Origin of the sequence: Rothia aerolata (assembly GCF_014635585.1) — a bacterium.
In the GTDB taxonomy this organism is placed as follows: Bacteria; Actinomycetota; Actinomycetes; order Actinomycetales; family Micrococcaceae; genus Rothia; species Rothia aerolata.
In genome coordinates, this window is sequence record NZ_BMDC01000001.1 from 941,649 (window position 1) to 960,828 (window position 19,180).

The following is a 19,180-nucleotide window of genomic DNA, read 5'->3' on the forward strand; positions in this document are numbered from 1 at the left end:
ATCACCGCCAGCGCGCGGTACGGGAGTTAGTTTTTAGCGCTTGTAGTTGGGCGCTTCAACGGTCATCATGATGTCGTGGGGGTGAGATTCCTTCAGACCTGCCGGGGTAATACGCACGAACTTGCCGTTGTTCTTCAGCTCTTCAATGGTGCGGGCGCCGGTGTAGAACATGGTCTGGCGCAGGCCGCCCTCAAGCTGGTGCATGACCGATGCCAGGGGCCCGCGGAAGGGGACCTGGCCCTCAATGCCCTCGGGAATCAGCTTATCTTCGCCCTTCACATCAGCCTGGAAGTAGCGATCCTTGGAGTAGGACTTGTGGCGGCCTCGGGTGACCATAGCGCCCAGGGAGCCCATGCCGCGGTAGGCCTTGAACTGCTTACCGTTGACGAAAATCAGATCGCCGGGGGCCTCAGCGGTACCCGCCAGCATAGATCCCATCATCACCGAGTCAGCACCGGCCACCAGAGCCTTGCCGATTTCGCCGGAGTGCTGCATACCGCCGTCGGCAATAACCGGCACACCGGCGGGAATTGCAGCCTTGGCTGCCTCGTTGACGGCGGTAATCTGGGGCACGCCCACACCGGCAATAATGCGGGTGGTGCAGATAGAACCGGGGCCAACGCCCACCTTCACGGCGTCTGCACCGGCGTCAATAATCGCCTGGGCACCGGCGCGGGTTGCTGCCTGGCCACCGATAATATCAACGTGGTCGGCGGCGGAATCCTTCTTCAGGCGGGCAATCATATCGAGCACGCCCTGGGAGTGGCCGTTAGCGGTGTCGATGAAGAGAGCGTCCACGCCGGCCTCAATCAGAGACATAGCGCGCTCGTAGCCGTCGCCGAAGAAGCCAACAGCCGCGCCCACGCGCAGGCGGCCCTCGGCATCTTTAGTCGCATTGGGGTACTGCTCGGTCTTGGTGAAGTCCTTGACGGTAATCAGACCGGTCAGCTTGCCCGAACCATCCACCAGGGGCAGCTTCTCAATCTTATTCTCAGACAGGAGCTTGAAGGCTTCGTCCTTGCTAATACCCTCTTTACCCACGATGAGAGGCATGGGGGTCATAATCTCGCGAACAGTGCGGTTGGGGTAGTCAGCCTCGGGCAGGTAGCGGATGTCGCGGTTGGTGATAATACCCACCAGAACGTCGTCCTCAACCACCGGCAGCCCGGAGACCTTGAAGTGGCCGCAGACCTGATCCAGCTCCTCAATGGTGGCATCGGGGGTGATAATCACGGGGTTGGTAATCATGCCAGACTCAGAACGCTTCACGCGGTCAACGTGGCTGGCCTGGTCTTCAATCGAGAGGTTACGGTGCAGCACGCCCATACCGCCCAAACGGGCCATAGCAATGGCCAGCTCCGACTCGGTGACGGTATCCATCGCCGCAGAAATAATGGGGGTATTCAGCTCAATACGCTTGGAGAGCTTGGTTTTGGTATCAGCATCAGCCGGATTCACGTTGGTGTTACCGGGCAAAAGCAGCACGTCATCGTAAGTCAGGCCGGTAAAGCCAAAGGGATCATCTTGCAGAGCTGTGGGAACAGTCATGGACCGTAAAACCTTTCGGTTGGCAAAGCGGGAAAAATATGTGACCCGGTCTTACCGCCGGGTCGACTTCCTCCATTATTCTAACTCGTTTGCGCGGACTTACCACTGTTGGTTTCGGCACGCGAAATAGCGTCCAGAGCCCTCTGCGCGAAGAAGTCATAGGTGGTCTCTGCGTAGGTGGCGTTGATGTGGTCGTAATCCTGATAGACGTAGATATTGCCGATGGTGACCGGGCAGGAGTTCTCGGGGCAGACCACATCTGACATATTGACCGCACCAAAGCCGGGCTTCTCCACCTCAATCTCAAGCTGGGGGTCGGAGTAAACATCCTGGCCAGGGTCCATCGCGCAGGTCTCCTCGTTGCCACCGCGATCCAGGCAGTCCTTGTGCATGGTGGCAAGGCGGGGGGTGTCGCGAATGCCCACCACCGTGCGGCCGTCAGCCAGCAGCTGGTCAACCCGATTTTCGGCACCCGCCAACAGCTCGTCGTCCTCGTCAGGAGCCGACCGGGTGGCGGTCATAAACACCAGGTCCGGGTCTAAGTCGGAGATGAGATCGTGCATGGAGGCGGAGCTTTCCAGGCAGTCCTCAAAGAGCTCGTCGTCCTTGATATCTTCAGTACCGTAGAAGCAACCGCCGGTGGTCATCATGGTCAGATCCCAGTCCTGGTCTTCAGCCAGCTGGCGCAGAACCGGCGCCCACATCTGCATGTGGCTGTTGCCCACCGCAACCACGGTTTTGCTGGGCTGATCATTGACGACGGTGTGGTGGCAGTCCCGGGCCTGGGCCTCATCTAAGTCCCAGTCGGGATTGGTTTCTACGCACAGCGGGCCGCGGTCTGCCCAGTCCTTGCCCGAGGTTCGCACCGGAATCACGGTGGGGTTCTCCTCCCCCTCGTAGACAAAACCGGCTTCAAGAGTTTTAGCTCCCTCGTTGTTGAGCCCGCGATTGGCCTGCGCCTGCAGAGTGGTGGTGGCAATAGCCTTGTTCCAGGATGCAATGGGAATCAGCCCCAGCAGCACGCAAACCGCCACCACGCCCAGGGCACGAATCGGTTTGGCCTCGCTCCACTTCCAGGTGCGCAGCGGGGTCTCAATGAACTTGGTGATTGCCCAGGCAATCACGATAGAGATAGCCAGAAGAACCAGCCCCGCGCCGAAGCCCGCCTTTTCCTGGTCTACCCGGTAGAGATAGAAAACCAGCAGGGGCCAGTGCACCAGGTAGAGCGCGTAGGAGAAGCCGCCCAGCTTCAGCAGCGGCTTGATCGTAAGCAGCTTTTCGGGGCCGAATTTAGTCTGGGTGTCTCCGGCGATGATGATGAAGGATGCCGCCAGGGTCGGCCAGAGTGCCGCGTAGCCGGGGAAAGCACCCTCCACATCGAAGATGAAACCGCAGCTAATAATCATGGCAATACCCGCCCAGCCCATGATGGCGCGGGTGATATTTTTGAGCCTAAACAGCGGCAGGGCTAGGGCAACCAGGGTACCCAGGGCAAACTCCCACAGTCGGGCCTCGGTGTGGAAGTAGGCAATCTGCTGGTCAGAGGCAGTGAGCTTGATGGAGAAGTTCAGCGAGTAGGCAAAGACCGCGCCAAAAATCACCAGCAGGGTGGGCAGGGCCTTGAACCTAAAGGTTTTAACCAGAGCCCAGGCCAGCAGAAAGAGCAGGGGCCAAAGAAGATAAATCTGACCCTGGAGAGAAAGCGACCAGAAGTGGCGGAAGGGCGAGGCGCTAGAGGTATCGGCGGCGTAGTAGTCCACCGTGTTTTTGATAGACCACCAGTTCTCCCGGTAGAGCATCACCGAGCGAGCTTCGGAAAGCAGGCTCAGCCAGCGCTCCGCCGGTAGCCAGAAGTAGGCCCCTGCCAGGGTGGCGACCACGGTCAGCGTTGCCAGCGGAAGAATGCGCTTGAAAACGTGAATCCAGTAGGTCAGCACCGTTCTGATACCGGCAAAGGTTCCCTTTTCTATCTTGCGGGCGAAGGAACCAGCCATGAGAAAAGCGGAGATGAGCAGAAAGACATCCACTCCGCCGGAGACCCTGCCGAACCAAAAGTGGTAGGCGGCCACCAGCAAGACAGCCAAAGCCCGCAAACCCTGGATTTCAGGGCGGAATTTGCGGGTGGGCTGGGCAGCTGGGGCTGTTTCTACACGGTGTTCTGGTGAGGTCAGGGTCTTCATAGGGGTCTACACGGTAGGGCTGAGCCAGCCCTGGTCATCTAGCTGAGTCTGGGCAAAGTCAGAGAGGGTTCGGCCAAAGGCCTTAGAGACATGGTTGTTGTCCATGTAGACATAGACATTGCCAATCACAGCCTTGCACTGACCCTCTGGACAATACTGGTCAGTAAAGTCCAGTCCGAACAAATTCGAATTTGAATCTATCAAATCCTGGGCAGGATTGACGGGTTCTAGCCTGTTTCCTACCGGTTCATTACACGAGTTGGGATCATTCTTCGAGGTTTGGGCGCACTCATAAACGTTCTGTTTCCAGCGGGGATTATCGCGCAGACCAATCACCCGAATACCGGCCTGGGTGAACTGCTCGATTTTCTCTTCGACACCGGGCACCAGAATCTCACGGTCACCTTGAGAACTGGTCTGGGTAAGCATCAGGGCAACGTAATCTGGCTTTTGCTCCAGTACCTGCTGGCTCCATGCCTCATTGCGGTCTATGCACTCGGCGGTGGGATTGGGCTCTGCCTCAAGAGGAAAGCGGCAACCGCCGGTGTGCAAATCGAGAAGATTCATCTGGTTATAGCTTGCCAGCTCCCGGTAAAAGGCGATGGACTGGCCAGTATGCGAGCCACCAATCACAGCGATGGTGGGGCTATCTTCTACCCCACTGCCCTGGAAACCGCACTCAGCTTCAAGAACGGGGTTCACCAGCTCAACCTGCCCAACACAGGAGCCTGCTTCTAGACCGTCATACTGGCTCTGGATATCGGTAGCGGGAAGGGGCGGATAGTCGTAATCTTCGTCCTCATTTTCTGGAGCAAGAGCTCCTGGGAAATGAGCGCCACCTGCCTGATTTTCTATCTCAGCAAACTCAACTTCGCGCTGCTGTAGGTAGTACCTGCTGGCCAGCAGAGGGCCGCCCACTATGAGCAGGCAGGCTGAAATAACGGCAATGGGCTTAAGAAAAACGAAGCTCCTCTTCGGCCTAGCCCAGGGAAGGGCCTGCCCGCCGGCTGTGGAGGTTCTAGCCCTAGCATCCTTGCGCAGGGGCTCTTCGATATAGGTGTGGATAGCCCAGGCAATCACCATGCAGACAAGGATCATTAGGGTTCCGGTGATAAAGCCGGGGTGGTTCTGGCCGGTCACCGTTGAATAGATGATGAAAACAGGCCAGTGCACCAGGTAGAGGGCATAGGAAATTTCACCCAGCTTCAGAAGCGGCTTAGAGGCAAGAATCCTATCGGCACCGGCGGGTGAACCTGTCATTCCCGCAAGAATAATCAGGGCTGCTGAGAGCAGGGGCCACAGGGCCAGGTAGCCCGGAAAGGCCTGCTCCACCGGGAGTACAAAGCCGCAGGAAACCAGGCCCACAATACCAATCCAGCCCATGGGTACCCGAGCCCAATTTGGCGGCCGCCACTTGAAGGTCAGCAAGGCCAGCAGCGTACCGGCTGCAAACTCCCAGAGCCGGGTACGGGTATCGAAGTAGGCAACGCTCTGGTTATGGGAGGTTTCATACACCGAAAAAGCCAGGGAGAGGGCAAAGATAGTTCCAAAAACCAAAATCGCCGAACCGATGAGGTTAAAACGCAACCTTCGGGCCATCAGAGCTACCAGCACAAAGAACAGGGGCCAAAGAATAAAAATCTGCCCCTGCAGCGAGAGCGACCAAAAGTGCTGTAACGGAGTCTTGCCCGCGGCGTCCTGGGCATAATAGTCCACCGAGTTGAAGGCCAGCCGCCAGTTGAGGAAGTAGAGCAGGGTTGCCAGAGCATCTTGCACGATGCTCATCAGCCGCGATGCCGGAAGGAAAATGAAAGAGGCAATCACGGTACCCGCCACCACGGTAGCGGCAGCCGGTAGCAAACGCTGGAAGACGTGCAGCCAGTACTTCACCAGCGCCAGCGGTTTGCCCTCGTTGATCTTGCGCATAGAAGAGAGCGAGAGCAAGAAGGCGGAGATGAAGAGGAAAACATCCACACCGCCGGAGACCCTGCTAAACCAGATGTGGTAGGTCACCACCAGAAAGAGGGCGAGAGCACGCAGGCCCTGAATTTCTGGCCTGAAGCCACGAGTCTCCAAGAACCTAGAGTCTAAGAGCTGCGGCGGGTGCGAAGGCGAATTAACCATATATAGTTTTCTCCCCTCTTATCTGGCGGTTTGGTCAGGGGCCGGTGGGTTAAGAACTAGCCGTTAATACGTGCCATTGCCTCATCAGCCCGCATCTTAAACACGTCGTAGGTGGTTTCGATGTAGGAGCTGGTGAGATGGTTATCGTCCATGTAGGTATAAACGTTTCCGATAACCGCCGGGCAGCTACCGTCGGGGCATACCATGTCGTTCATGTTCACGGTTCCAAAAGCGTCGAGCTCACTTTCCAGCGAGGTGAGCGGATTGTTCTCAACGTCCTGGTTAGCGGGCAAAACGCAGTCCGGTTCGGTCGCACAGTCCAGGGGGTTCTGAGAGAAGCGCGGATGATCGCGCAGGGAAAGCACCTCTAGACCGTGCTCGGTCAGCTGGGTCATTTCTTCCCGCATGGGTTCGGTCAGAGTGTCCGGCGCGTCTACCCCGCCCATGGTGCCGGTGGTAATGACGAGGTCGGGGTCAACGTCGTCCACGAAGGTGTGGGCGTTATCGGTGTAGCTATCGCAGTCGGGGCGGTTGTGGTTATCGCCAGGCGCGTAGAAGCAACCTCCCGCTACGTAGTAGTAGAGGGTCCAGTTGTTCTCCTGGGCATAGCGGGTTATCACCGGTGCCCACACCTGCATGTGGCTGTTACCTACTGCCACCACAACTTTTTCGGGCTGGTCTTCCATGTTGGCCACGGTGCAGTATTCGTCGGTGGATGCAGAAGTAACAAGGCCAATCTCGACTGAGGAACAGCTTTCACCCAGATCCGCCCATTCCTCCTGGATTTGAGAAATAGGTGGGTAGACGGCGGCGTCCGGTGCACCCTGATATTCAAAGCCGGGTTCCAGCGCAGCGGCGCCGGGGTTATTGAGGGAACGCTCTTTCTCAAGCTGGGAAGCCTGGTAGGCCATCTGCCCCTGCCAGCCGAAGGCAGGAACAATTGCCACGGCAATGCAACCGGCAATCACGGCAATTGCGCCCCAGTTCGAGCGGTCCAGCTTCTTCCAGGAGCGTAGCGGGGTCTCCACCCACTTGGTCATGAGGTAGGCAATCACCATAGAAATTGCCAGTAGGCCAATGCCCGAGACATAACCGGCCTTCTCCGCGTTGTTGCGGTAGAGGTAGAAGACCAGCAGGGGCCAGTGCACCAGGTAGAGACCGTAGGAGAAGCCACCCAGCTTCAGCAGCGGGGGCAGGGTCAGTAGCTTCTCGGGACCGAACTTGGTCTGGGTATCGCCGGCGATGATAATCATGGACGCCGCCAGGGTGGGCCAGAGCGCGTGGTAACCGGGGAAGACACCCTCCACGTCGAAGATGAAGCCGCAGCTGATAATCATGGCGATACCGGCCCAGCCCATTACGGCCCGCAGATAGCGGTGGATATTGAGCCAGGGCAGAATAATTGCCACCAGTGAACCCAGGGCAAACTCCCACAGGCGGGCAAAAGTGTTGTAGTAGGCAGTCTGCTGGCTCGCTGCGGTGATGTAAATGGAGTAAGCCAGAGACAAGGCAAAAACAGTGCCGAAAACAGCCACCAGGGTGGCACGCACATTGAAGCGCAGGTACTTTACCGCCGCCGCTACCGCTAAGAAAATCAGCGGCCAGAGAATGTAAATCTGCCCCTGCAAAGACAGCGACCAGAAGTGGCGGAAGGGCGAGGCGGCGCCGGTATCAGCGGCGTAGTAGTCCACCAGGTTATTGATGGACCACCAGTTCTCGTAGTAGAAGACCACCGACTTGGCCTCAGAGATCAGGGTAGACCAGCGTTCTGCGGGCAAGACCAGGTAGGTGCCCAGCAAGATACCGGCAACGGTCAGTGAAGCCAGGGGCAGAATCCGCTTAAAGACGTGAATCCAGTATTCCCAGACCGCACGTACCCCCTTGAAGGTATTGCCCTCAATCTTGCGCGCAAAAGAGCCCGCCATAAGAAAAGCGGAGATCAGCAGGAAGACATCCACGCCGCCGGAGACCTTACCAAACCAGAAATGGTAGGCGGCCACCAGCAAGACGGCCAAAGCTCGCAGACCCTGAATTTCAGGGCGGAACTTACGGGTTGCCTGATTATTAATAATCTCGATCTGCTGATCTAGCTGAGAATTCCACGGCGATATTTTCTTTTGCTCTGCGTTAGCCATAACCCTCAAAAGATTGAAAGAGGCTCGAGAGCCTCACTGTCCTGTGCGTCGGCGAGTCTAACTGCGCCAAAGCTACAGAATACTCCCCCAGCCTGTATGTATACCTGCTTTTGTGCAAAAAATCCTGCCCCATGTGGGTAATCACACGGGGCAGGATGTCCTCTTAAAAGAGGCTAGATTAATCGTCTTCTTCCTCGTCAGCGGGCTTTTCTACCACCAGGGTTTCGGTGGTGAGAACCAGCGCTGCGATGGAAGCGGCGTTTTCCAGTGCTGAGCGGGTCACCTTCACGGGATCGATCACACCGGCGGCAATCAGATCGCCGTATTCGCCGGTCTTGGCGTTGAAGCCGGAGCCAACGGGCAGCTCTGCTACCTTGGCGCTGACAACATAGCCGTCTTCACCGGCGTTCTCGGCAATCCAGCGCAGGGGCTGAACCAGGGCACGGCGCACAATGTCAACGCCGGTCTTGGCATCCTTAGACTCCATGTCCAGAGAATCCAGGGCAGCCAGCGAATGCACCAGAGCGGTACCGCCACCGGCCACGATGCCCTCTTCCAGGGCCGCGCGGGTGGAAGAGACAGCATCTTCGATGCGGTGCTTGCGTTCCTTGGCCTCAACCTCGGTTGCCGCACCCACCTTAATGACGCCGACGCCGCCGGCCAGCTTTGCCAGGCGCTCCTTGAGCTTCTCGCGATCCCACTCGGAGTCCACGCGCTCAATTTCGCGGCGCAGCTGGGCAACGCGCCCGTCTACGTCGTCCTTAGAACCGGCGCCGTCCACAATAGTGGTGGCGTTCTTGGTGACGGTGATACGGCGGGCAGAACCGAGCTGTTCCAGAGTCACGGCATCCAGAGTGATACCCAGTTCGCCGGTAATCACGGTACCGCCGGTCAGAATGGCCAGGTCTTCCATGATTGCCTTGCGGCGGTCGCCAAAGCCGGGAGCCTTCAACGCAACAACGTTGAGGTTGCCGCGCATCTTGTTGACCACCAGGGTGGAGAGGGCTTCGCCCTCAACGTCCTCAGCGATGATGGTCAGGGGCTTCTTGGCCTGAACGATCTTTTCCAGCACGGGCATAATCTCGTTCACGGTAGAGATCTTGCCCTGGTAGATCAACACAAAGGTGTCTTCGAGAACAGCCTCGGCACGCTCGGCGTCGGTGACGAACGAGGGTGAGAGGTAGCCCTTGTCGAACTGCATACCCTCGGTAACGTCAAGCTCAATCTCGGTGGTGGAGCCGTCTTCAATGGTGATGACGCCGTCCTGACCCACCTTCTCGAAGGCCTGGGCCAGCAGCTCACCAATCTCAGGTGACTGGGCGGAAATCGCAGCCACGTGGGCAACCTCGGGGCCCTCAACGGGGCGGGCGTTTTCCAGCAGACGGTCTGAAGCGGCCTTCACAGCAGCCTCAATACCGCGCTTGACCTCGCCAGGTGCCGCACCGGAGGTCACGTTGCGCAGGCCCTCGGCAACCAGAGCCTGGGCCAGCACGGTAGCGGTAGTGGTACCGTCACCGGCAACGTCGTTGGTGCGGGTTGCAACTTCCTTAGCCAGCTGGGCGCCCAGGTTTTCGTAGGGGTCTTCCAGATCAATCTCGCGGGCGATGGAAACACCGTCGTTGGTAATCATGGGAGAACCCCACTGCTTATCAAGCACCACGTTGCGGCCGCGGGGCCCCAGGGTTACCTTGACAGCGTTTGCAAGCTTATCGACACCAGCCTGAAGGTGCTTACGAGCGTCGTCGTTGAATTCAAGCTGTTTTGCCATGAATTCATCAACTCCTTCTTACTAGGGGTGAAAACTTACTTAGAAACGACAGCCAGAACGTCGCGGGCAGACAGAATCAGGTAGTCCTGACCGTCGAAGGAAACCTCGGTTCCGCCGTACTTGGAGAAGATTACGATGTCGCCCTCGGCAACGTCAACGGGAATACGGTTGCCCTTGTCATCGGTGCGGCCGGGGCCAACAGCGATAACCTTGGCTTCCTGGGGCTTTTCCTTAGCGGTATCGGGGATTACCAGGCCAGATGCGGTGGTCTGCTCCGCTTCTACAATCTGAACAACAACGCGGTCTTCAAGAGGCTTAATAGCTGACATGTTTTCTCCCTTGAGAGTTAGTCTTTTATATTGTTTGACCGGTTCAGCGTGGGAGTCGGTTGTCGTCGCGGTGCCAACCGAGCCCCATTTTTAGCACTGCACGCGGTCAAGTGCTAACACAAACTTTAGAACTGTGGCTTGGGCTGGGTCAAGAAATGGGCAACGTTTCGCGGTGAGCGCACCGGGGCAGCCCGCTAGAATAGCCCTGATGCCTATTCAAGATTTTCCGCTCGAGCTTATCTCCGACTTCGTGCCCTATGATTCCGGCGCGGCTCTGGATTCAGCCTCCCGCTTACGCGCCGCCGGCCACTCGCCCGAGGCCGTTTCTTTTATTCTCAACCAGGCAAAGCTGCGCACCCGGGCACGCGCCAAGATTGGCGAGCGCGCCGATTCCATGCTGCTGACCGAGGCGGGGCTTGAGCAGGCAACCCGTACCGCGGTTGCCAGCTATCACGCTCAGCGCTTCGTTGCCGCCGGAATAGGGTCGGTGGCTGATCTGGGCTGTGGCTTGGGCTTTGATTCCCTGGCCTTTGCCGCCGCGGGCTTGAGCACCGTATCGGTGGAGATTGACCCGGAAACCGCCGCTTTCACCGACTATAATCTGCGCGACTTTCCCGCTTCGCAGGTTATCTGTAGCGATGCTCAGGCTCTCGCGCCGCAGGATCTTAAGGACGACGCCGGGGCACCGGTCGCCGCGCTTTGGCTAGACCCTGCCCGCCGGGAGATAGAGGGAAAAAAGACCACCTCCCGTCTCTTTGACCCCGAGGCTTTTGCCCCGCCTTTCTCCCATGTTCTCAAACTGGCGGCCACCGGTATTCCCCTGGCTGTTAAGATGGGCCCGGGCCTGCCCCACGAGGTTATTCCTGAGAACTGCGAGGCCCAGTGGGTTTCCCACGGCGGCTCGGTAGTGGAGGTGGTGTTGTGGTTCAATGCCCTAGCCCGGCCAGGTATCAAACGCAGCGCCCTGCTTCTCGGCCCCGATCCCCTGCATCCACAGGTACTCTGTGAACTTGTTTCCGAAGAGCCAGAATCCGACCCCGCCGAAACCGCAGAATTAGCTGACTTTCTCTTTGAGCCCAACGGCGCCGTCGTCCGCTCGCATCTGGTAGCCGACCTGGCCAGCCTGACCGGCACCTACCTGCTCGACGAACACATCGCCTACCTCACCTCAGACCGGCCTGTCAGCCATCCGGCGCTAGCGGGTTTTCGTGTGCTTGCGACCATGCCCATCCACGAGAAGACCCTCAAGCGCTGGGTCAAAGAAGAGGGCATAGGCACGCTCACCATTAAGAAACGCGGGGTTGATATTTCCCCCGAGGAACTCCGGAAAAAGCTCTTAGCAGGGGGAAAGAAGAAGGGGAAGAAGTCAGCCACCCTGATTCTGACCCGCCTGGGTGAGGGAAGAGACTCCCGGCGGGTTGCAATCCACGCCGAACCGCTGGAGTAAAAAAGCAACCCAAAGACACATAGTGAGACCCGCCCGCTCTCCCGTGTACCCGCAGGGGCCAAACCCTTTAGGATTAATGCACAGTCACCAACCGTGGAGAGTCATGATCCCCTTTGCTGAATCCGCCCAGTCCACCATCGGCCTGGAATGGGAGGTCGCCCTTGTTGACCGGCAAACCGGCGAGCTCACCTCCCGCGCCCAGGAAGTTCTGAAGCGGCTCGAGGATGAGAATCCCGCCCTGCTCAACGACTCAGACGGGGCCCACATTACCGGCGAGTTCCTGGATAACACGGTGGAACTAGTTACCGGGGTCTCTTCAACGGTGGGGGAGGGCCTTGACCAGCTCCAGCAGACCGCCGCCGAGCTTCGAGCTGTCACAGATTCCCTCGACATCGATTTTTTCTCAGCTGGAACCCACCCCTTTTCTAAGTCTCTTGACCAGCCGGTTGCCGATAAAGAGCGCTACCAGAAGATGTTAGACCGCACCCAGTACTGGGGCAGGCAGATGGTCATCTACGGGGTGCACGTGCATACCGGGTTGGATTCCCGCGACAAAGCGCTACCGGTGCTTGACGCGCTGACCAACTACTATCCGCACCTACTGGCCCTCTCGGCATCCTCACCCTTCTGGGAGGGCACCGACTCCGGCTATGCCTCGCAGCGCGCCCTGCTCTTCCAGCAGCTGCCCACCTCGGGCCTGCCCTTCAACTTTGAAACCTGGGAGGCCTACGAGGACTACCTCAACGACATGCTGACCACCGGCGTGATCGATGACCCCAGCGAAAACCGCTGGGATATTCGCCCCGTACCCCACTACGGCACGGTGGAGATGCGTATCTGTGACGGTCTGCCCTCCCCCGCCGACATAGCCGCCATAGCAGCTTTCAACCAGTGCCTGGTGGAGTCGGTGAGCCGGGAGTTCGAAGAGGGAATCCGGCCCGAAGCGCTGAAGCCCTGGCACGTGCAGGAGAACAAGTGGCGGGCGGCCCGCTACGGCCTCGATGGCATTATCATTCAGAACAATGCCAACGATGAGCTGCTCGTTACCGAGGATATAGAGCGCCTGCTCAACAAGTTTGAGCCTATCGCCGCGGATCTGGATTGCTCCAAGGAGCTAGCCCAGGTGGAGCGCATTATGGCAGAGGGCGGCAGCTACCAGAAGCAGAGGAGGGTGGCCGCAGAGAATGACGGCGACTTAAGAGCAGTGGTGCGCCACCTGGTGGAAGAGGGCAAGAAGCCCTGGGGCTGACCTACATTCCTGATACCGTTTGCGCTCTAAACAGAAATAGTAGTCACCGGCAGGGAAGAGTCCGCCTCGAAGTCGATGCCCGAAGGGGCACGTCCCTCAGTAACCAGGCGGGCGCCCAGGGCGGCTACCATGGCTCCGTTGTCGGTGCAGAGCGAAAGCTTGGGAATCACCAGCTTGATGCCGTGCTCTTCGCAGCGCTGGGCCGTTAGGGTCCGCAGGCGGGAGTTGGCAGCCACGCCACCGCCCAGAAGCAGGGTTTTAATGCCCTGTTCCTGGCAGGCCAGCATGGCTTTCTTGGTGATGACATCCACCACGGCCTCCTGGAAAGAAGCGGCAATATCTGCCACCGGCACCTCTTCACCGCGAGCTTCAAAGCCTTCCACCACGCGAGCCACAGCGGTTTTCAGGCCCGAGAAAGAGAAGTCGTAGCGGTGCTTTCCCGGTTGCTCGGCGGTACCCATGAACTTGCGGGCAGAGAGACCGCGAGGGAAAACAAAAGCCTTGGAGTCGCCCGAGGCAGCCGCTTTGTCGATGGCCGGGCCACCGGGGTAGTTCAGCCCCAGCAGGCGCGCCACCTTGTCGTAGGCCTCCCCGGCGGCGTCGTCCAGGGTAGACCCCAGAAGCTGCACGTCGCCGGTAATATCGCGCACCGCCAGAATCTCGGTGTGGCCGCCGGAAACCAGTAGGGCACCGAGGCCCCCCCGCGGTAGCTGGTCGAGAAAATCAGCGGAGAAGCCCTCAATACCGCTGTCATCTAGCAGACCCACACCCACGTGGGCTACCAGGTGGTTGATACCGTAGAGCGGTTTGCCGGTAGCTACCGCCAGTGCCTTAGCGGCAGAGACCCCCACCATCAGGGCGCCGGAGAGGCCGGGGCCCGCGGTCACCGCGAGGGCATCTACCTCGTCGAGGGTCACTCCCGCCTCGTCCAGGGCAGCCTGGAGGGCAGGAACCATGGCATCCAGGTGGGCGCGGGAGGCAATCTCAGGAATCACACCACCGAAACGCACGTGCTCTTCCATGGACGAAGAGACGGTGTTGGTCAAGAGCTCGGTTCCGCGCACAATACCGATACCGGTTTCGTCGCAGGATGATTCGATGCCGAGTACCAGGGGCTGCTCAGTCATTCTCGGTGCCTTTCAGTCTCTTCTGCATAATCAGTGCGTCTACGCCGTCGCGGTAGTAGTGCGGCCGGGTGTGGATGTGTTCGTAGCCCGAACGCCGGTAAAGGTCTTGGGCGCGGGGGTTGTCGGCGCGCACTTCCAGCAGCACCCGCTCGGCCTGGCGGGCCGCCACCTCGCGGTGCAAAAAGTCCAGCATGGCTCGCCCAAAACCCCGCCCCTCATATTCCGGCAGCACGGCTATGGTTTGGATATCGGCGGTATCCGCCACGCTCATGGCGCCGGCGTAGCCGATAATCTTTCCGTCAAGTTCAAGGACGACGTAAGCGCGGCTCGGGTGCGTGAGTTCGGCCAGGAACATCTCCACCGGCCAGGCGTCTGCCGGAAACAGCGCGAGCTCGGCAGTGTGCACGGCCTCGATGTCGTGCAGGGTCATTTCCCGCAGGATAGCGCCGTCGGCCAGGTCAGTGGGAAGCTGGGCCTCAAGCATTAGGCACTTGCCTTCTTGCGGGCGGCGGGCACCTTGGCGTCTGATTCCCGCAGGTAGAGGGCCGAGGTATCGGTGCTCAGATTCTCGATTCCGGCCCGCGCGGCAGCTGCCAGCAGAAAGCGAGCGCGGGGCTGAAGGTCAGAGAAGCCCTCAACGGCCTGCAGGGCATCAGGGTAGAGCCCAGCGCCGCGGCCATAGGCGGGCAGGTCAGCCAGTTCTTCTGCTTTGCCCACCGTGAGACCTTCCAGTAGTTCGTAACCGCCGGCTGAAAGAGCGTAGCGGGCAGAGTAGACTTCGCGGCGGCGGGCATCGGTGGCCACCAGAATCTCGGTGTGCCCGGCTGCGAGGGCAGAGTCAAAGACCTCTTCGGCCAGGGCGGTGAGGCTCATCATGCCGTAGACCGGAAGATTCCAGGCAAAGCCCAGGGTTCGGGCAGTGACGATTCCAGCGCGCAGGCCGGTGAAAGGGCCCGGGCCGGTACCGCACACCAGAGCATCCAGGTCAGAGGAAGCCACCCCGGCGTCGTCCAGCACCTCACGAACAAAGGGAGCCATAACCTCAGCGTGGCTGCGGGTGTCATCAGTTTCGCGAACCGCCAGCAGGTCGTAGCCGGTCTCGTGCAGGCGGGCAAGGGCTACCGAGGCGGTAGCAGAGGAATCAATTGCAAGTACAAGCACCCTCCCAGTCTACTGGGCTTGCCAGGACGAGAGAAACCTAGCTCCCGGTTCCACCGGTCACAGGATAGGCCGAGGTGAGGGCAGCAGATAACTTTTCCCATGCCTCATCCTCCCAACGGGGGCCGGTGCCGATGATACGTAGCTGGCGGGGCTCACTGGGGGTTTCCTCGTCTTCTTCCTCGTCCCAGGGATCGCGTTCGGCGGTGAACTCTAGCCCGGCGGTCAGGTCGGCTCCGGTAAAACGAGTCAGTTCCAAATCCAGACGGGACTCCGCCAGGTGCTCGGCCTTATCCCTGCCCCACTCGATGACCGTGACCGAGCGGTCCATGGAGTATTCGAGATCGAGATCGTCTAGCTCCTCGCCGGAGCTGAGCCGGTAGGCATCCACGTGCACCAGGTCGGGGCCGCCGGGGCGGGGCCCATCGGGCAGGTTGGGGTGCACGCGGGAGAGCACGAAGGTCGGTGAGATAACACCCTCTCGCACGCCCAGGCCCTCCCCCAGACTGCGGGTGAAGGTGGTTTTGCCGGCTCCCAGTTCCCCGGTGAGAATCAGCAGGTCCCCTTTCTCTAGCAGCTTGGCCAGCGCCAAGGCTACCTGTCGGGTGTGGTCTTCGCCGGTGAGGTCAATGTCTAAAACGCTCATTTTATGCTCCGATATAGACGCGCTCCACGCGCTGAGAAATTCGGGTCACGATTTCGTAGTTGATGGTTCCTGCCGCCTCAGCCCAATCTTCCACCGGCGGGTTCTCGCCGTTTCCAAAGAGGACGGCGCGCGCCCCCAAAAAGCCTCGGGCCGGGTCAGAGAGCCCTGGCTCTCCGAGGTCCAGCACCATCTGGTCCATGGCGATACGGCCCACCACCCGGGCGGTAACGGGCTCGCCCCCGGCGGGGTAAACCCGCACCGGCCCTCCGGTGGCTACGCGCGGCACGCCGTCGGCATAGCCCATGGGCACCAGAGCCAGGGTGGTGGGTCGCTCGCAGACGTAGTTGAGCCCGTAGGAGACACCCTGGCCTGCACGCACCTCTTTGACGTTGGCAATGAAGGTTTGCACGGTCATCACCGGTTCCAGCCCTAGATCGGCAGAGGTCTCATCGGCCAGGGGCGAGAGACCGTAGAGGCCCAGGCCCACCCGCACCCCGCTACAGAGCAAATCTTCGGGGCTGACGGCATCGGCGGCAGTGAGAGTAGCGGGGGTGTTGGCCAGGTGGATGAGGCTCGGGGTGAGCCCCGCCTGCCGGGCTGCGGCAACGTCAGCGGCAAAGCGTTTCATCTGCTCCCGGTTTTCTGCCCGCTCGGGTTCATCTGCCACGGCCAGGTGGGAGAAAATACCCACGACTTTGATAGTCCCTCCCTCTTCCAGGGCCCGGGCTCGAGCCAGCAGGGCTGGCCAGTCTTCCTCGGTGGAGCCGTTGCGGCCCAGACCGGTATCGACCTTCAGGTGCACCCGCGCCGTCACGCCTGCCGAAGCGGCGGCGTCAGCGATAGCCTCTAGATCCCACCGCCCCGAGGCGCCCAGCTCAATGTCGGCGGCCAGGGCGGCTGAAAAATCGGTGTTGAGGGTGTGCAGCCAGGCGAGCAGGGGGGCGTCGATTCCTGCCCTGCGCAGGGCCAGCGCCTCGCGCACATGGACGACGCCCAGCATATCGGCACCGGCGGTGAGCGCGGCGCGGGATACCTCCACGGCTCCGTGTCCGTAGGCATCGGCTTTGACCACCGCGATAAGGGTGCGTTCCCCCACCAGTTGACGGATACGCGCCACGTTCGCCCGCACCGCCGCCAGGTCAATCACGGCCATTCGCTCGGAGGCACCGGGGGCTATCTGGGGGCTAAAATCGGTGGGCACTCTGAAGCCTTTCTGCAAAACGATGGCGGTCTCTCGATTCTAGTATCGCACTGGTGGGTGGCAAAAGATTGTTAGAGTAAAAGGGTGAGCACCCTCGAGAAGCCCCAGAGCAGTCTGCATGTGCACCTGATTTCCATGCACACCTCTCCCCTGGCACAGCCGGGTTCTGGCGATGCCGGAGGAATGAACGTCTACATAGACCGCTCTCTTCGGGCTCTGCTGGCCCGGTACCCGCAGCTCTCTGTCGAGGTCTTTACCCTGGTCACTTCACCGCCGTCTCGCTCGGTAGAGCAGATTTCTTCGCGGGCGCTGGTGCATTTCATCTACCTTCCCCAGGCCGCCGGTGCCCATAAAAATGACCTACCGGCCTTTGTTCCTGATTTTGCGCGGGCTCTGGCACAGGCTGCCCGCAGAAAACCCGACCTCATCCATTCCCACTACTGGCTCTCGGGCATGGCGGCCCTAGAATACGCCCCCGAGACTCCGCTGGTTCACACCATGCACACCACCGCCGCGGGCAAGAACGCCCGGGCCTCAGCCGATGAGCCACCCGAACCCGAGATTCGTCTGGCAGGCGAGCAAAAAATTATTGATGCGGTCACGGCCCTGGTGGTCAATACCGAGACCGAAGCCGCCGACATGGTCGCCTACTACGGCGCCGACCCGCAGAAAATCCACGTGATTACCCCCGGGGTAGACACCGGCATCTTCAAGCCCCTGCCCAGCCAGCCGCCTACCCACCGCGGGTCATCAACCCAGGCCCGGCTAGTTTTCGCCGGCCGACCCCAGCCGCTCAAGGGCCCCCATCTACTGGTTGAGGCGCTCGCCCTGCTACCCCGCGATCTCAGCGTGGAGCTGGTGATGATTGGTAGGTCGGGCACCGGCTACGAGGCCTCCCTACTGGAGAGAGCCGAGGAGCTGGGACTTTCCTCAGAGGTCTCCCTGGTCGATCCCCTGCCGCCCCGCGGGCTGGCAGCCCAGTTGAGGCGGGCAGATATCGTCGCCTGCCCGTCGTCCTCAGAAACCTTCGGCCTGGTGGCGCTGGAGGCACAGGCCTGCGGCACCCCGGTTCTCGCCTCCAAGGTAGACGGTCTGATGAATGCGGTTGAGGACGGCGCTACCGGCCACCTGGTTGCCCCGCGTACAGCGGGTGCCTGGGCAGAGGCGATCGAGGCCCTGGTGCGGAATCCAGCCGAACGCTCTCGGTTGAGAGCCGCCGCTCGAGAACGCACCCTGACCATGCGCTGGGCAGACACCGCCACCGCCCTGATGGAGCTATACCGAGAAATAACCAAGGAGTAACGCGTGCACCTGAAGCCATTTTCCATGACCGACCGGGAATTTGCCGACTATCTCAAAGAATCCAGAATTTGCGGCGAAGTTGCCACCGCCCGCGAGAACAATATCAGCCACATGCACGGGTTCGTTGAGGGCAACGAGCACCTGGAATTTGGGGTGAAGTGGACCAGGGATTGGACCTTTGAGCAGGTCTTTGACCTCATGGCAGCGCGGGTAGGTACCAGCGCCGACCCCGACTTTTTAGAGGGGGTAGACACCATTAGTGCCGAAAAGTGCATCGCGGCGCTCTACGACTACGCCCGTATCTTTGGCGAAGCGGTGGCTGGCAAGAAAAAGCTCCTCTTTGCCACTGGCCACCCCGCCGGGCTCTTCCCCATCTACGCAGAACTGGCACGTGCTGCCCGGGCCGCCGGGGCGTCCGTGCTCGAAATTCAAGAAGGTGACCTCTTTCTGGACGGCGACATCCGCCAAATTATGGACGTGGTGATGTTTGAGCAGTACGGCAACCTACAGCACACCCATTTTCCCGGCCCCATGCAGCTGGCCCTGGCCCAGCTGGCTCAGACCGGCGAAGAGCCCGACCTGGTGATTGCCGACCACGGTATGGCAGGCTTTGCTGCCTCTGCTGGGCTAGCAACCATCGGTATTGCAGACTGCAATGACCCCGGTCTTTTTGTCTCAGCCGAGCAGGGGCAGATTCTGGTGGCGGTGCCCATGGACGATAACGTTACCCCGCATCTCTACCAGCCGATCATCGAGTTCATTCTCACCAAGGCCGGGCTGCTGTAACCCTTCTTACAGTAGAGAATCTCCTAGTCAGAGGCACGCGTAACCATAACAGCTGACAATGCTTTGTCCATTTTTTAGCCCATTTTCCGTTACCGGTCTGTTATATTTGATGACTACAGAGAGGTGTGGGGACACCAATCTCTGAACAACACATCACTGGGAGTAATCACCCATTCTCGC

Annotated in this window: 15 protein-coding genes; 4 read left to right on the forward strand and 11 right to left on the reverse strand. The window is 59.9% G+C overall.

From position 1 onward, the window contains the following. Positions 1 to 33 precede the first annotated feature (33 nt). From guaB to groES, 6 genes are all read right to left on the reverse strand, one after another. Positions 34 to 1,548 carry an IMP dehydrogenase gene (gene guaB / locus IEV00_RS04180; RefSeq protein WP_188359034.1) on the reverse strand — a complete coding sequence of 505 codons (1,515 nt, stop codon included), beginning with the start codon at positions 1,546 to 1,548 and terminating at the stop codon, positions 34 to 36. Positions 1,549 to 1,628: 80 nt separating this feature from the next. Next, positions 1,629 to 3,728 (reverse strand): acyltransferase family protein, encoded by a 2,100-nt coding sequence (locus IEV00_RS04185; protein ID WP_188359035.1) that lies wholly within the window; start codon positions 3,726 to 3,728, stop codon positions 1,629 to 1,631. Positions 3,729 to 3,734: 6 nt separating this feature from the next. Then, positions 3,735 to 5,852, reverse strand: a complete 2,118-nt coding sequence (locus tag IEV00_RS04190; RefSeq protein ID WP_188359036.1) for an acyltransferase family protein — start codon at positions 5,850 to 5,852, stop codon at positions 3,735 to 3,737. A 56-nt stretch (positions 5,853 to 5,908) separates the two neighbouring features. Then, complete coding sequence (locus IEV00_RS04195) at positions 5,909 to 7,987, reverse strand: acyltransferase family protein (RefSeq protein WP_188359037.1); 2,079 nt, start codon at positions 7,985 to 7,987, stop codon at positions 5,909 to 5,911. A 178-nt stretch (positions 7,988 to 8,165) separates the two neighbouring features. Then, positions 8,166 to 9,755: a chaperonin GroEL gene (gene groL, locus IEV00_RS04200; protein ID WP_188359038.1), complete on the reverse strand. Its 1,590-nt coding sequence runs from the start codon at positions 9,753 to 9,755 to the stop codon at positions 8,166 to 8,168. 35 nt (positions 9,756 to 9,790) lie between these two features. Continuing rightward, positions 9,791 to 10,084, reverse strand: a complete 294-nt coding sequence (gene groES / locus IEV00_RS04205; RefSeq protein WP_188359039.1) for a co-chaperone GroES — start codon at positions 10,082 to 10,084, stop codon at positions 9,791 to 9,793. Positions 10,085 to 10,292: 208 nt separating this feature from the next. Here groES and IEV00_RS04210 point away from each other — a divergent pair, with 208 nt between their 5' ends. Together IEV00_RS04210 and IEV00_RS04215 are read left to right on the forward strand one after the other, a co-directional pair. After that, positions 10,293 to 11,531, forward strand: a complete 1,239-nt coding sequence (locus IEV00_RS04210) for a class I SAM-dependent methyltransferase (RefSeq protein ID WP_188359040.1) — start codon at positions 10,293 to 10,295, stop codon at positions 11,529 to 11,531. A 103-nt stretch (positions 11,532 to 11,634) separates the two neighbouring features. Further along, complete coding sequence (locus IEV00_RS04215; RefSeq protein ID WP_188359041.1) at positions 11,635 to 12,780, forward strand: glutamate--cysteine ligase; 1,146 nt, start codon at positions 11,635 to 11,637, stop codon at positions 12,778 to 12,780. A gap of 26 nt (positions 12,781 to 12,806) precedes the next feature. Here the strand turns inward: IEV00_RS04215 and tsaD are convergent, their stop codons facing one another. Genes tsaD through alr form a run of 5 tightly spaced genes read right to left on the reverse strand, consistent with a single transcriptional unit; the run spans position 12,807 to position 16,864 of the window. Next, positions 12,807 to 13,907 carry a tRNA (adenosine(37)-N6)-threonylcarbamoyltransferase complex transferase subunit TsaD gene (tsaD, locus tag IEV00_RS04220; RefSeq protein ID WP_188359042.1) on the reverse strand — a complete coding sequence of 367 codons (1,101 nt, stop codon included), beginning with the start codon at positions 13,905 to 13,907 and terminating at the stop codon, positions 12,807 to 12,809. Continuing rightward, positions 13,900 to 14,391 (reverse strand): ribosomal protein S18-alanine N-acetyltransferase, encoded by a 492-nt coding sequence (gene rimI / locus IEV00_RS04225; protein WP_188359043.1) that lies wholly within the window; start codon positions 14,389 to 14,391, stop codon positions 13,900 to 13,902. The genes tsaD and rimI overlap by 8 nt, the downstream gene beginning before the upstream one ends. After that, positions 14,391 to 15,068, reverse strand: coding sequence for a tRNA (adenosine(37)-N6)-threonylcarbamoyltransferase complex dimerization subunit type 1 TsaB (gene tsaB, locus IEV00_RS04230; RefSeq protein WP_188359044.1), 678 nt, complete (start codon positions 15,066 to 15,068; stop codon positions 14,391 to 14,393). The genes rimI and tsaB overlap by 1 nt, the downstream gene beginning before the upstream one ends. A gap of 37 nt (positions 15,069 to 15,105) precedes the next feature. After that, on the reverse strand, positions 15,106 to 15,711 hold the full coding sequence (tsaE, locus tag IEV00_RS04235; RefSeq protein ID WP_188359045.1) for a tRNA (adenosine(37)-N6)-threonylcarbamoyltransferase complex ATPase subunit type 1 TsaE: 606 nt from the start codon (positions 15,709 to 15,711) through the stop codon (positions 15,106 to 15,108). Between the two features lies 1 nt (position 15,712). Continuing rightward, positions 15,713 to 16,864, reverse strand: coding sequence for an alanine racemase (alr, locus tag IEV00_RS04240; RefSeq protein WP_188359455.1), 1,152 nt, complete (start codon positions 16,862 to 16,864; stop codon positions 15,713 to 15,715). A 132-nt stretch (positions 16,865 to 16,996) separates the two neighbouring features. Between alr and IEV00_RS04245 the strand changes: the two genes are divergently transcribed. Both IEV00_RS04245 and IEV00_RS04250 read left to right on the forward strand, forming a co-directional pair. Then, on the forward strand, positions 16,997 to 18,214 hold the full coding sequence (locus tag IEV00_RS04245; RefSeq protein ID WP_188359046.1) for a glycosyltransferase: 1,218 nt from the start codon (positions 16,997 to 16,999) through the stop codon (positions 18,212 to 18,214). Positions 18,215 to 18,238: 24 nt separating this feature from the next. After that, positions 18,239 to 19,000 (forward strand): phosphatase, encoded by a 762-nt coding sequence (locus tag IEV00_RS04250; RefSeq protein WP_188359456.1) that lies wholly within the window; start codon positions 18,239 to 18,241, stop codon positions 18,998 to 19,000. The last annotated feature ends 180 nt before the right edge of the window (positions 19,001 to 19,180 follow it).

Excerpts from the sequence above, each read along its gene's own strand:
- guaB (WP_188359034.1), bottom strand. The coding sequence starts at position 1,548 with ATGACTGTTCCCACAGCTCTGCAAGATGATCCCTTTGGCTTTACCGGC.
- IEV00_RS04185 (WP_188359035.1), bottom strand. The coding sequence starts at position 3,728 with ATGAAGACCCTGACCTCACCAGAACACCGTGTAGAAACAGCCCCAGCT.
- IEV00_RS04190 (WP_188359036.1), bottom strand. The coding sequence starts at position 5,852 with ATGGTTAATTCGCCTTCGCACCCGCCGCAGCTCTTAGACTCTAGGTTC.
- IEV00_RS04195 (WP_188359037.1), bottom strand. The coding sequence starts at position 7,987 with ATGGCTAACGCAGAGCAAAAGAAAATATCGCCGTGGAATTCTCAGCTA.
- groL (WP_188359038.1), bottom strand. The coding sequence starts at position 9,755 with ATGGCAAAACAGCTTGAATTCAACGACGACGCTCGTAAGCACCTTCAG.
- groES (WP_188359039.1), bottom strand. The coding sequence starts at position 10,084 with ATGTCAGCTATTAAGCCTCTTGAAGACCGCGTTGTTGTTCAGATTGTA.
- IEV00_RS04210 (WP_188359040.1), top strand. The coding sequence starts at position 10,293 with ATGCCTATTCAAGATTTTCCGCTCGAGCTTATCTCCGACTTCGTGCCC.
- IEV00_RS04215 (WP_188359041.1), top strand. The coding sequence starts at position 11,635 with ATGATCCCCTTTGCTGAATCCGCCCAGTCCACCATCGGCCTGGAATGG.
- tsaD (WP_188359042.1), bottom strand. The coding sequence starts at position 13,907 with ATGACTGAGCAGCCCCTGGTACTCGGCATCGAATCATCCTGCGACGAA.
- rimI (WP_188359043.1), bottom strand. The coding sequence starts at position 14,391 with ATGCTTGAGGCCCAGCTTCCCACTGACCTGGCCGACGGCGCTATCCTG.
- tsaE (WP_188359045.1), bottom strand. The coding sequence starts at position 15,711 with ATGAGCGTTTTAGACATTGACCTCACCGGCGAAGACCACACCCGACAG.
- alr (WP_188359455.1), bottom strand. The coding sequence starts at position 16,864 with ATGGCCGTGATTGACCTGGCGGCGGTGCGGGCGAACGTGGCGCGTATC.
- IEV00_RS04250 (WP_188359456.1), top strand. The coding sequence starts at position 18,239 with ATGACCGACCGGGAATTTGCCGACTATCTCAAAGAATCCAGAATTTGC.